Origin of the sequence: Mesorhizobium sp. M0028, from assembly GCF_040323855.1 — a bacterium.
Taxonomy (GTDB): Bacteria; Pseudomonadota; Alphaproteobacteria; order Rhizobiales; family Rhizobiaceae; genus Mesorhizobium.
The window spans coordinates 1-12,529 of sequence record NZ_JAMYVG010000018.1 but is presented as its reverse complement, the minus strand read 5'-3'; the positions used below and the strand labels follow the sequence as shown (position 1 = coordinate 12,529).

Here is a 12,529-nt window from a genome sequence, read left to right as displayed (position 1 = left end):
CCCGTCGTCTTGTCTAACGGCGTGATCGGTGGAGGTGCTGTGCCCGACCCTGGTTCTGCCGCGTCGCCGGCCGCCGATCTGACCGCAGCAGAGAAGGTGCCGCGCAAGCGCAGCCAGGCGGTGGTGGTCGTGCACGGTATGGGCGAACAGCGGCCCATGGACACGTTGAGGGGATTTGTCCAGGCCGTTTGGAGCCACGATCCGGCCCGTGCTCCGTTCTATGCCCATGTCGCTGATCCGGCCGACCCAATGGGTGCGAAGATCAACCAGAGCTGGATCACGCCCGACAGCCGGACCAATTCGCACGAGCTTCGCCGGATCACCACACCGTATGATGTCGATGGCCGCCGCACCGATTTCTACGAGCTTTACTGGGCCGACATCACCCAGGGCACGACCCGGAGCCGCCTTGCTGCCTGGGTGACGACCCTGCTCTGGCGCAAGCCCGCCGATATTCCGCGCGATGTGCGCAAACTCTATGTCGTCACGCTTTTGGCCACCATCGTCGTCCTTGGCGCGGCGCTGGCGCTCGCAACGTCGGCCTGGCAAGGCTATATCTCCTGGACGACCGGCGTGCTTGTCACCGTCCTGGCGTCGTTCGTTATCTGGTCGGTGGACCAGTTTGGCCTGCCCTATTTCGGCGATGCCGCCGCCTATGTGCGGGCCGAAGCGGCGACGGTCGAGAAGCGCGCGCTGGTCCGCGAGCGTGGCCTCAAGCTGCTGAAGCGCCTTATGGTGGACGACGCCTACGACCGCATCGTGCTGGTCTCGCACAGCCTGGGGTCGATCATAGCCTATGATCTGTTGCAGATATTATGGGCCGATTTCAGGCCTCGAAAGCTGGAAGCCATTCGCGACAGAGCGAGGCTGAAGGCGATCCACGCCGTCGATAAGGCGATGCTGGCCACCGATGCTTCCGCCTGGCCCGACCGCCTCGATGACCTCCCCACATTCCGGCGCGGCCAATGGGAACTCTACCGGCAGCTTCGCGACAGTGACGCCGATCATCCGCTGCCGTGGAAGATCAGCGATTTCGTCACGCTCGGCAGTCCGCTGACCCACAGCGAGTTTCTGGTGACCTACAATCTTGCCGAGTTCAGGCGCGGCATCGCCGAGCGGCTGTTCTCGGCATGCCCGCCGATCGCCGACAGGGCGGCGGGCGGGACTATGCTCTATCAGGAAGGCCGCAGCCATTCGGGCAAGCCACAGCGGGCGGTGCATCATGGCGCGATGTTTGCCGCGATGCGCTGGACCAACATTTTCGACAGAGGCAATGGCTGGTTGACCGGCGACCCGATCTCCGGGCCGATGACGGAGAACTTTGGTCCGGGCGTGGAAAACATCCAGGTCGAGCTGCGCGGCTCGCTCGGCCGCGTCTTCACACACACGCTCTACTGGTCGTTGACGGCGAGCGGCGTCGAGGCCAACGCACCGTCCGGCGTGCCGCGCTCGCACCTTGCCGTGCTGCGCGATGCGGTCGATCTCGGCCGCAAGCTGGGGGACTGAGCTGTCGGTGGCGAGCAACGCACGACAATGCTGCGCCGACAGCTCAAAGCAAGGTCCGCTTCGGGGTAATCTTCGAAGCGGACCGAGTTCGCTTAGGCGCCGATCAACGATTGGTCAGGAAAATCGCTTCCTCGTCGTCGCGCTGCCTGCCGCCAAGTGCTGCAGCCGCACTGGCAATGAAAGCCCCGACGACCAGCGACAGCGCGCCAATCAGTGAGAAGGTGGCGCCTGCCTTTCTGGCGGTGTCGGCCGCCTGCTGGGCCTTGACCTTGGCCTCCTGCGCTTTGGCGATTACCGCATCGACGCGAGCGGTGGCATCGGCTTCGGACAGGCCTGTGCGGGCGGCCACCAGCCGCGACAGATAGGTCTTGTCGTCGGCCGATATTTCGCCTGCTGCGGCACTCGCGATCAGAATGCGCGATGCCTGCGCCGTTGCCGCGGCGTCGCTCTCCGGATTGGCGGCAGCGAGCCTTGCCGGATCGGCCGGGCGGAACAGCGTATCGACGAAATACGATGTGGCGTTGTCAGTCGAGGCGCCACCAGCGTTTGCAGCAGCACCTGCCGAAGCGCCCATTGCCGCGCCGGATGCCACAGTCGAAGCGGCCTGGACACCGGTACCTATCGCGGCCGAAAGCGCCGTGCCGAGCACGCCGGCGACGAGCAGCGTCGCCAGCGCCCAGGCCAGGAAGCCGTGAGCGGTATCGCGGAAGAAGACTTCATCGGTGTGGATGCCGACCCATTTGGTGCGCAGGCGTCCGGCGAGGTAGCCGCCGAGGGCCGACGACAGCCACTGCACGACGATCAGCCAGACGGCGGTGGAAACGGCGAAAGTTGTGACTGACGCACCCGAGCCGGACCATGGCGACACCATGCTAAGTCCAAGCCCGGAGCCGAGCAGCATCAAGATGAAGGTAAGCGTCGACGCAGCAAAGGCGCCGGCGACGATTGGTCCCCAGCTGACGGCGGGGGATGAGGATTCCGTCGGTGCGGAAACCTCGGTAGTCGTTAGGGTGGACGGCATGGAAGCCTCCTACCTTGCAAAAAGCAGAATCAGAATAATGATCGGAATCGGGACTCCGAGAAGCCAGAGCAAAATGCCACGTCCCATGAATGCCTCCTGCGGCGATTGTGATCAACTACAATGCCTTGAAAGACTTTCCGTTCCGGGAGATCCTCGGTGATCTTTGTTGCGGTGCAGCAGTCGGCGTCGGTGCGCCAAGATGCACCAATGCACTTCATGCCTGCAGGCTGGGTATTCTGGATGGCGGCTCAGATGTCCAGATTGGCGACCGACAGCGCGTTTTCCTGGATGAATTCGCGCCTTGGCTCAACCTCGTCGCCCATCAGTCGCGAAAACAGTGAGTCCGCGTCAGTCGCGTCATTGACCTTGACCTGTAAGAGCGAGCGCACATTCGGGTCGAGCGTCGTTTCCCAGAGCTGCTCGGCGTTCATTTCGCCAAGGCCCTTGTAGCGCTGCATGGTCAGACCCTTGCGGCCGGTGGCAAACACGGCATTGAGCAGTGCCAGCGGCCCCGAAATTGTTTCGGAGACATCCTTGCGGCGCAGCACCGGCGGCTCGCCATAGATTTCTGCCAGGCGCGGCGCATAGCGGTCGAGCTGGCGTGCGTCGGCGGAATTGATCAGCGCCAGGTCGAGATGCGCGAACTCCTTGACGCTGCGCACCGTGCGCTCGAATACATAGCCGCCGACGCCCTCGTTGGAGGTCGACATGCGGCCTGTCCAGCCGCGCTCGGTGTCCTCGGCGATAATGTCGAGACGGCGGGCAACGCGCTCGGCCATCTCGTTGGCGCGACCGAGGTCGGTGAAGATTTCGGGGTTGAGCGCGCCGGCAATCGCTGCCTGCTCCACCACGCCTCTGTTATAGCGCGTATGCAATCCGTTGATGAGTTGGCGGACAGCCAGGGCATCGTCGATGGCGCTGCGCAGATCCTGTCCGGCCCGCACCTCGCCCGTGCTGAGCGCAAGCGACGCTTCTTCCAGCCCCGAGCCGATCAGGAATTCCTCGAAGGCGGCTTCATCCTTGATATATTGCGAGCTCTTCCCTCGTGTCACCTTATAGAGCGGCGGCTGCGCGATATAGAGATGACCGCGTTCGATCAGTTCCGGCATCTGGCGGAAGAAGAAGGTCAGCAGCAAGGTGCGGATATGGGCGCCATCGACATCGGCGTCGGTCATCAGGATAATCTTGTGGTAGCGCAGCTTGTCGGCATTGAACTCGTCCTTGCCGATCGAGGTGCCGAGCGCAGTGATCAGCGTGCCGATCATGTCGGAGCCGAGCATGCGGTCGAAGCGGGCGCGCTCGACATTGAGGATCTTGCCGCGCAGCGGAAGAATGGCCTGGTTCTGGCGCGAACGGCCGCCCTTAGCCGAGCCGCCGGCGCTGTCGCCCTCGACGATGAAGATCTCGGATTTCGCCGGATCGCGCTCCTGGCAATCGGCCAGCTTGCCGGGCAGCGAGGTGACGCCGAGCGAGCTCTTGCGGGTGATGTCGCGTGCCTTGCGCGCGGCTTCACGCGCGGCAGCGGCCTGGATGACCTTCTCGATGACCGCCTTGCCCTCGGTCGGGTGCTCCTCGAGCCAGGTGCCGAGCGCCTCGTTGACGAGCCCTTCGACCACCGGGCGAACCTCGGACGACACCAGCTTGTCCTTGGTCTGCGAGGAGAATTTCGGGTCGGGAACCTTGACCGACAGCACCGCGGTCAGGCCTTCGCGGCAATCGTCGCCGATCAGCGCCACTTTTTCTTTCTTGGTCAGGCCCGAGGAGTCGCCATAGCCGGTTATCTGGCGTGTCAGCGCACCCCGGAAACCGGCGAGATGCGTGCCGCCGTCACGTTGCGGGATGTTGTTGGTGAAGGCCAGCACGTTCTCGTGGTAGCTGTCGTTCCACCACATGGCGACTTCGACGGTGATGCCGTCGCGCTCGGCGCGGATCGAAATCGGCTTGTCGAGCAACGGCTTCTTCGTTCGGTCGAGATATCGGACGAACTCTTCCAGCCCGCCATCATAGTGCAGTTCATGGCGCACGATGTCGGCATGGCGGGCATCGGTCAAAACGATGCGCACGCCGGAGTTCAGGAAGGCGAGCTCGCGCAGCCGGTGCTCCAGCGTACCATAGTCGAACTCGACCATGGTGAAGGTCTCGGACGACGGCAAGAACGTGATTTCGCTGCCGCTGCGCCCTTCATAGGTGCCGGGGACCTTGTCTTGTTCATAACTGCCGGTGATGCGCAGCGGCGCGTCGGCATCGCCATGCGTGAAGCTCATCTCGTAGATCTGGCCGTTGCGGCGGATCTTCAGTTTCAGCCAGGCCGACAGTGCGTTGACGACCGACACGCCGACGCCGTGCAGGCCGCCCGACACCTTGTAGGAGTTCTGGTCGAACTTGCCGCCGGCATGCAGCTGCGTCATGATCACTTCGGCCGCCGAAATGCCTTCGCCGGTGTGGATATCGGTCGGAATGCCGCGGCCATTGTCGATGACCGTCACCGAGCCGTCCGGATTGAGCGTCACCGTCACCAGGTCGGCATGGCCCGCCAGTGCTTCGTCGATGGCGTTGTCGACCACCTCATAAACCATGTGGTGCAGGCCCGAGCCGTCGTCGGTGTCGCCGATATACATGCCCGGCCGCTTGCGAACGGCGTCCAAGCCCTTCAAAACCTTGATGGAATCGGCGCCGTATTCGGCTTCAACGCCGTTGGCGATGTCGGTCTGGTCGCTCATGAAAACCTGTCTGATTGGTGCCGTGTGCAGAGCGCGAAAAATCGGCGTCGAATCGCGCATTCCTAATGTCGTAGATATAGGCGCAAAAGGCGGTTTTTCCAAGGTTTGCAGGCATTTCCGAACGGAATGACCGTCGCGTGAACCCGCTACCGGCGCCTGGCTTCGATCCTGGCCAGCCGCTCACGCAAAAACTTGATCATGAACTTGTATCGCGGCGCCAGCCGACCGGTCCGGTCGAGCTCCAGCGTCATGTCGAGTGCCTTGGAAAGGACGGCTTTCGGGTCCTTTGCGACTTGGGCGTAGTCGATATAGGCAACCACCAGGTCGCGCTGCCAGGTGGCGTTGTCCGGATCTGACTGGGCAAGTTTCTCGCGAATGGCAAGGCTGTCCTGAAGGGCTTGCCGGGCTCCCCTGACGTCGCGCTGCCTGAGGCGGAGCGTGGCGACTTCGGACAGCGTTATCGACAAGTCCCGCTGCCAGTCGGAATTGGCGGAATCGAGCTTCGCCAGCCTCTCCGCAATCGCGTAGCTGTCCAGATAGGCTTTCAGTGCGCCTTTGTGGTCGCCCTGTATCGCCAGGACGCCGGCGACCTTCTCGAGGCACACGGACAGGTCGCGCTGCCAATCGGTGTTGTTCGGGTCGCCGGCGGCGAGCGCGCTGGCTTGCGAGAGTGCCTGACGATAAGCCGAAAGTGCCGCCGGCCAATTCTGCTGGTCGCTCAGCGCGTTGCCGACCTTGGCGTTGCCGACGGACAGGTCGCGTTTCAGCTCGGTGTCGTCCGGATCGCGTTTCGCCAGTTGCTTGACGATCGCCAGGCCTTCCTTGTAGGCCGTCAGCGCCCCAGCGGCGTCGCCGCGTTCGCGCAGCAGGTCGCCTATCGTATCGTGGCTGACCGAGACGTCACGCTGCCGATCGGCGTCTCCCGGTCTGTCCGCCGCCAGCGCCAGCCGCACCTTCAGGCTCTCTTGATAGGCCGCCTGTGCGTTGTCCAGTTGACCTGCGACATGGGCAAGGTGGCCGATCTCATCATAGGTGATGGTCAGGTCGCGCTGCAGTTCGGCACGGTCGGGCTCTCCGGCAGCGAGCTGTTTCTTGATCGACAGGCTTTCCTGATAGACCTGTGCGGCGCCGGCCAGATCACCTTGCGTCGCCAGCACGTTACCGATCTTGTCGTCGGTCATGGCAAGGTCGCCGAACCACTCCAGATTGTCCGGCTCTGCCTCGGTCAGGTCCTGCAGAATGGTCTTGGCCGTTTCATAGTTTTGCAGCGCTGCCGGCAGATTGCCTTGCGCCATCCGCACGTTGCCGAGCTTGACGTGGCTGACGGCGAAGTCGCGCTTCACGTTGGGATCGGTTTCGTGGCGCGACCGCCGCTCGAGATCGGCTTGCAGCGCCTCGAAGGCGCGGCCACCAGCATCGATGTTGCCGACCGTGGTATAGAGCTTGCCGAGCTCGTCCAGCGTGCGGATCAAGCGGTCGGCGTCGTCGAGCGACAGCACGACCTGTCCGGCTTCGCCATAAAGCGTGAGCACGGATTCATAATCCTTGATGGCTGTGGCGTAGTCGAGGTCGGCGCGCGCTGCCCCGCCGGACAAATAGCGCGTCGCGGCTTCGGAAAGCGTGCGACTGACGAAATTGGCCTTCAGCGCGTTGCGCGAGATATTGTCGATCTCGGCTGCTTCGGCAAGCTTTTTCCGCGCGGCATCGAACGCTCCCAGCGAAAGCTGCTCTTCCGCCTGCCGGCGCAACGCTGCCACTCTGAGATCGTCGGAGGAAAGCGTCTGCATTTCGCTCCGCACCTTGACGAAGGCGTCGGCTGCCTCACGCAGCCTGGCGTTCAGACTGTCCGCGGAGAGGCGGCCGGCATCGGAACTGATCAACGCGCCATAGAGCGGTGCCAGCGGCATGTCGGCGTCGCTGGCGATCTTTTCCACCTCGCCACGCATCGCGGGCGTCACCTCGGCCATGGCCAGCAACAAGCGTTCGCGCTCCGGCAGTTTCTCCTTGGCTGTCGTGGCAAAGAACAACTGCGGCAGGCCGCTCTCGACATAGGGCAATTGCCTGCCGCGCGAGAGATCGTAGACCTCCTGCTGCACGAGCGTCAGCACGGAGCGGATCTCAAGACCCTCGGTGCCGAGGTATTTCGTCAGCGCCGCGGTGAACGGCGAATTCTGGCCGGTCCCATCCGAGGCGGTCTCGCCGGGCGCCGCCGAGAAGGCAAACAGGATGTTTTCTGCCCGCCCGATGCGGCCAAGACCCGGCCGGACCTTGTCGCTGACCTCTTTTACCAGCGCCGTTGCGCCGCGGCCTTCGCCGCCCGTGGCAGCAAACGGATCGCTGCGGCAGGCATCGAGCACGATCAGTCCGACCTTGCTGGTGGCGGCGACGGCCGCGCGGATCTCCTCCAGCGGCAGGCTGGTCCCTTCCAGCGTAGCGAGCGACGACGCGTCTGCATCCACCGGCAGGAGCCGATTCTCGCCGGCGATCTCGACGCCGTGGCCGGAGAAGAACACCAGTGCCACGTCGGCGCCTTTAGCATCCTCGCGGAAATCGTCGAGCGCCCGGCGCATGCGCCGCAGGTCGCGGTTGGTTTCGAGGAAGACCTCGAAACCGAGCTTCCTCAGCACCGTTTCCATGACCTCGCCGTCATTGACGGGATTGGCGAGCGGCCGGATCAGCCGGTAGTCGTTCTCGGCGATGACCAGCGCAACGCGCCGCTCCGCCATGGCACCGGAGGCCGTCGAGAGGATCAGCAGCAAAGCAAACAGAAGACGCAAATCGAACCGCCCCGGCCCAGTCATTTCCCGGAGCATTCCATCTCTTTATGGCATGGGCAAGCCGCCCGTTCGTGTTGTTAGCCGGCCCTGCCGTCCGATCACATGGACGCCTGCCTTGCCAGCCACTACATTGAGGGGTCAGCGGAGCAAGCCATGGACAGTCAGCCCGTCCCCTTCGTCCCGCCGGCGCCGAAGCCGCGCACCGCGCCGCCTTCGACGCTGGAGATGATCCGCATCGTCTATCGCAATCCGCTCGAACTGTGGGGCGAGGCGACCTACAACGAGCCCTGGATTTCGGTGAACGGCGTCGGTGGGCCGCTGGTCATCGCCAACGATCCCGGCCTCATCCGCCATGTGCTGGTCGACAACGCCAAGAACTACAAGATGGCGACGGTGCGCCAGAAGATCCTGCGGCCGATCCTGCGCGACGGGCTGCTGACCGCCGAAGGCGAGGTGTGGCGGCGTTCGCGCAAGGCGATGGCGCCGGTATTCACGCCGCGTCACATTTTCGGCTTCGCCGAGCCGATGCTGAAACGCACGCTCGAATTCGTCACCCGTTACGAGCAAGGTGGCACGTCGGATATCGCCCACGACATGACGCTGCTCACCTTCGACATCCTGGCTGAGACGCTGTTTTCGGGCGAGATATCGGGCGAGCCGGGCAGCTTCGCCAAGGAGATCGACCGCCTGTTCGAGACGATGGGCCGGGTCGATCCGCTCGACCTTTTGCGTGCGCCCGATTGGCTGCCGCGCCTGACCCGCATCCGCGGCCGCAAGACCATGGCCTACTTCCGCAAGATCGTCACCGACACGGTGCAGATGCGCGAGGCGCGGCTGAGGCGCGCTCCGGACGCGGTGCCGCAGGATTTTCTCACGCTGCTGTTGAAGGCGGAAGGACCGGGCGGGCTGACCCGGGCCGAGGTCGAGGACAACATCATCACCTTCATCGGCGCCGGCCACGAGACTACAGCCAGGGCGCTCGGCTGGACGCTCTACTGTCTCGCCGAAGCGCCATGGGAGCGCGAAAAGATCGAGCCCGAGATCGATGCTGTGCTGGCGCGTGAGCCCGACCCGACGAAATGGCTCGACGCCATGCCGCTGACCCGTGCCGCCTTCGACGAGGCGCTCAGGCTCTATCCGCCGGCGCCCTCGATCAACCGCGAACCGATCGAACCCGAAACCTGGAACGGCCTCTATATACCGCGACGCGCCGCGGTGCTGGTGATGCCGTGGGTCGTCCATCGCCACAGGAAATTATGGGACCGGCCGGACGCTTTCATGCCGGAGCGCTTTCATCCGGGGAATCGCGAAAAGATCGACCGTTTCCAGTATTTGCCGTTCGGCGCCGGCCCCCGCGTCTGCATCGGTGCCAGCTTCGCCATGCAGGAGGCGATCATTGCGTTGGCGATCATGCTGTCGCGCTACCGTTTCGACACCACCGCGGAGACCCGCCCCTGGCCGGTGCAGAAGCTGACGACGCAACCGCAAGGCGGGCTGCCGATGCAAGTCACCCGGCGCGCCTCGTAAGCGGCTGAACGTCCATTCGCGCCGGTATTATGCGGCGGACTTGCGTTGGAACTGGCCCGCGGCGCGGTAGCGCCAGAGATAGCTGGGCAGGATGGTTCCGATCGACCGTGGCTGGATTCCGAGGCCGGCGAGCGTCCTGTTGTCCTTGACGGCGGCATCCGACACGACATTGTGCTGGCGCAACAGCAGGACCTGGTCCTTGGTCAACAACGGATTGGGCAGCAGCCCGAGAATTGATGCCTGGAGGTTCGCCAGCCACCACGGCATAGGCAGCAAAAACCGCTTGCGTTCGATGATAACAAGCAATTCTTGCATGCATTCCTTGAAAGTGAGCACCTGCGGCCCGCCGAGCTCATAGATATGGCCGCCCTGGACCTTGCCGTCGACCGAGTGCGCCACCGCTTCGGCGACGTCGCCGACATAGACCGGCTGGAATTTCGTCTGACCGCCGCCGATCAGCGGCAGGACTGGGGAAAAGCGGGCCATGTTGGCAAAGCGGTTGAAGAAACCGTCCTCCGGCCCGAAATTGATCGATGGCCGCAGGATCACAGCGTCCTGGACCGTCTCAAGAACGGCCTTTTCGCCAAGCGCCTTGGTGCGCGCATAGTCCGATTGTGCGTGGAGATCCGCGCCCAGAGCCGAGATGTGGGTGAGGCCGGCGCCGACGGCGCGCGCCGCTTCAGCGACAGCGCGCGCGCCGAACTCGTGGACGGCAGTGAATTTCTGCCGGCCGGCCTCATGCGCGATCGCCACCAGATTGACGACATGGTCCGCGCCTTGCACGGCGCGGTCGACCGACCAGCGCACCCGGACATTGGCCTGCACCGGCTGGATCTGCCCGACATTGCCGAGCGGCTGCAGGTGGCCGGCGAGATCGGGCCGACGGCAGGCGACCCGGATGCGGTAGCCGCGCCTGGCCAGCGCCCGCACGACATGACGACCGACAAAGCCGGAGCCGCCGAACACGACGACGAGCTTTGGGGTCTGCAGGATTTCGGTCATGGCTGGCTCCGGCGGGCTATCCAGATGGCTTGGTTGAAGCCGTTTCATAGTCCGTTTCGCGCCAAAGGCAAAGGGCGACCATAGGTCGCCCGGCATTGTTGAAGCATGATTTTCCGGATCCGCTCGAAACGGCAGAAAACTCCGCCGAGGCCCGGCTTTGCGGTAACTCCATTCGAAACAGGAACCTTTGTTCGGTCGGCGATTTTAGATGTATGGTTTGATTCCGAATGAAGGATATTGCCAATGACAAAACGCGTTGCGATCTTCGCTCTGGCATTAGCAGCAGGCTGCAGCATTGGCGCCTCGGCATTCGCCGGAAACCGGCATCACCACCAAGCTCAACCCGAACGCTATGTTCCCGCCAACGGCGACATCATCGAGTTCCTGTTCGGTGGCCCGCGCTACTATGACAACCACCTGTTCACGACAGCCGCCGAACCCTGCTCCTACAACAGGGTAGGACCGGACGCGAATGCGGCGAACGTCATCAACGATCATTATTGCGGGAAGTAGGCTCGCGCTGCCGGATCGGCCGGCCTCCTCAGCCGCTCATCGGACAAACGAATTTCTTCAGGACGAATAGCGCGCGGCGAATTCGGAAATGCGTTGCACCACAGCTTTCGGCGCGCTTATGCCGCGCGCCGCCGACTTCTCCGCGGCCTCGGCCCGGGCACGCCCCGGCACATGCACGCCATAGCGCCGCCGCAACCGGTCGAGCTGGTCCTTCATCCGTTTCTCGAAGTCCGGATCGAGCAGCTTGGGCTCGACGGCGAGCACGAACAGGCCGGTCCCCGGACTGTCCTGCCCGCCGTCGAACCATGGCGCATCGAGCGACCAGTTGGCGCCCGACAGGCCGGCAGCCAGCACCTCGACCATCAGCGCGATGTTGGCGCCGCGCTGGCCGCCGAAGGCAAGCATGGCGCCTTTCATGGCGGCTGCCGGGTCCGTGGTTGGATTGCCGCTGGCGTCCAGTGCCCAGCCTTCGGGGATCTTCTTGCCGTCCTCGGCCGCCTTGCGGATGTTGACGAAGGCGGTGGCGCTCGACGACTGGTCGATGACCAGCGGCGCCCCGTCCGCGGCCGGTGCGGCAAAGGACATCGGGTTGGTGCAGTAGACCGGCTTGACCGAGCCCGAGCCGGCAAGCACGGCCGGGCCGTTGGTCGCGGCGAACGATACCAATCCCTGCGAGGCCAGCCGTCCGGTGAAATAGCCGAGCGCGCCGCACGTATAGGCATTCTTCTGCGAAAAGATGGCAACGCCGAACAGCCGCGCCGCCTTGGCGAGGTCATCGATCGTGCGGTCGAAACCGGTATGCGCCAGTCCGCCGCGGGCATCGGAGAGATAAACCGCGAGCGCTGGCCTGGTGATGACAGGATCGGCATTGCCGTCGATACGGCCGGCTTCCAGCGCTTCGAGATAATCAATGAAATGCGACAGCCCGACGGTCGATAGTCCTTCAGCCTCGGCCGCGACGATCGAGGCAGCCAGCGACTGCGCCGCCTCTTCGTTGGCGCCGGCGCCAAGTGCGGCCATCCGGCACAGCCCTGTCGCCTGGTCGAGACTGAGTTGCATGGTAGCTGCCCTGAATTCGCGACTTTAACAGCTTTAGCCTAGCTTGCTCGGGATCCGTGCCTCGAGCCGGCGGAAGCCGAACACCACGATACCGGTGATGGACATATAGACCAACGCCAGAAGCAGCAAGGGTTCGTAGGTGACGAAGAGATCCTGGCGCACCCGCGAGGCTACGGCATAGATGTCGACCATGGTTATCGTTGCCACCAGCGGTGTTGCTTTCAGCTGGAGAACGGTTTCACCCGCCAGCGTCGGCAGCGCCCGGCTGATCGCCTGCGGGAGCCATATTCGCCCGAAGATTTTCCAACGGCTCATGCCGAAAGCGCGGGCCGCCTCGAGTTGGCCGTGCGGTACACCGGCGAAGGCGCCACGCATCACTTCACTTTCATAGCCGGCATACGAGA

Annotated in this window: 9 protein-coding genes; 3 read left to right on the top strand and 6 right to left on the bottom strand. The window is 63.9% G+C overall.

All coding sequences use genetic code 11. The annotated features are described in order from the left end of the window. The first annotated feature begins 39 nt into the window (after nt 1–39). Complete coding sequence (locus NKJ93_RS25330) at nt 40–1,506, top strand: hypothetical protein (protein ID WP_352484386.1); 1,467 nt, start codon at nt 40–42, stop codon at nt 1,504–1,506. A 103-nt stretch (nt 1,507–1,609) separates the two neighbouring features. On the opposite strand, the gene NKJ93_RS25325 is transcribed toward NKJ93_RS25330, so the two are convergent. The 3 genes from NKJ93_RS25325 to NKJ93_RS25315 all read right to left on the bottom strand — a co-directional run bounded on the left by NKJ93_RS25325 (nt 1,610) and on the right by NKJ93_RS25315 (nt 8,060). Continuing rightward, complete coding sequence (locus NKJ93_RS25325; protein WP_023718037.1) at nt 1,610–2,527, bottom strand: hypothetical protein; 918 nt, start codon at nt 2,525–2,527, stop codon at nt 1,610–1,612. 248 nt (nt 2,528–2,775) lie between these two features. After that, nucleotides 2,776–5,247 carry a DNA topoisomerase (ATP-hydrolyzing) subunit B gene (gene gyrB, locus NKJ93_RS25320; protein WP_023718036.1) on the bottom strand — a complete coding sequence of 824 codons (2,472 nt, stop codon included), beginning with the start codon at nt 5,245–5,247 and terminating at the stop codon, nt 2,776–2,778. A gap of 146 nt (nt 5,248–5,393) precedes the next feature. Then, on the bottom strand, nt 5,394–8,060 hold the full coding sequence (locus NKJ93_RS25315; protein WP_352591789.1) for a caspase family protein: 2,667 nt from the start codon (nt 8,058–8,060) through the stop codon (nt 5,394–5,396). Between the two features lie 117 nt (nt 8,061–8,177). Between NKJ93_RS25315 and NKJ93_RS25310 the strand changes: the two genes are divergently transcribed. Then, nucleotides 8,178–9,551, top strand: a complete 1,374-nt coding sequence (locus NKJ93_RS25310) for a cytochrome P450 (protein ID WP_352591786.1) — start codon at nt 8,178–8,180, stop codon at nt 9,549–9,551. 27 nt (nt 9,552–9,578) lie between these two features. Here the strand turns inward: NKJ93_RS25310 and NKJ93_RS25305 are convergent, their stop codons facing one another. Next, nucleotides 9,579–10,553 (bottom strand): complex I NDUFA9 subunit family protein, encoded by a 975-nt coding sequence (locus tag NKJ93_RS25305; RefSeq protein WP_023718032.1) that lies wholly within the window; start codon nt 10,551–10,553, stop codon nt 9,579–9,581. Nucleotides 10,554–10,796: 243 nt separating this feature from the next. On the opposite strand from NKJ93_RS25305, the gene NKJ93_RS25300 reads away from it, so the two are divergent. After that, on the top strand, nt 10,797–11,066 hold the full coding sequence (locus NKJ93_RS25300; protein ID WP_352484389.1) for a hypothetical protein: 270 nt from the start codon (nt 10,797–10,799) through the stop codon (nt 11,064–11,066). Nucleotides 11,067–11,123: 57 nt separating this feature from the next. Here NKJ93_RS25300 and NKJ93_RS25295 read toward each other — a convergent pair whose 3' ends face one another. Then, entirely contained in the window at nt 11,124–12,125 is a 1,002-nt protein-coding gene (locus tag NKJ93_RS25295; protein ID WP_352591783.1) for an Ldh family oxidoreductase, read from the bottom strand. Nucleotides 12,126–12,158: 33 nt separating this feature from the next. After that, on the bottom strand, nt 12,159–12,529 hold a 371-nt coding region (locus NKJ93_RS25290), incomplete at its 5' end, for an ABC transporter permease subunit (RefSeq protein WP_352591780.1).

Coding starts and splice junctions, on each gene's coding strand:
- NKJ93_RS25325 (WP_023718037.1), bottom strand. CDS start 2,527: ATGCCGTCCACCCTAACGACTACCGAGGTTTCCGCACCGACGGAATCC.
- NKJ93_RS25310 (WP_352591786.1), top strand. CDS start 8,178: ATGGACAGTCAGCCCGTCCCCTTCGTCCCGCCGGCGCCGAAGCCGCGC.
- NKJ93_RS25305 (WP_023718032.1), bottom strand. CDS start 10,553: ATGACCGAAATCCTGCAGACCCCAAAGCTCGTCGTCGTGTTCGGCGGC.
- gyrB (WP_023718036.1), bottom strand. CDS start 5,247: ATGAGCGACCAGACCGACATCGCCAACGGCGTTGAAGCCGAATACGGC.
- NKJ93_RS25300 (WP_352484389.1), top strand. CDS start 10,797: ATGACAAAACGCGTTGCGATCTTCGCTCTGGCATTAGCAGCAGGCTGC.
- NKJ93_RS25315 (WP_352591789.1), bottom strand. CDS start 8,060: ATGCTCCGGGAAATGACTGGGCCGGGGCGGTTCGATTTGCGTCTTCTG.
- NKJ93_RS25295 (WP_352591783.1), bottom strand. CDS start 12,125: ATGCAACTCAGTCTCGACCAGGCGACAGGGCTGTGCCGGATGGCCGCA.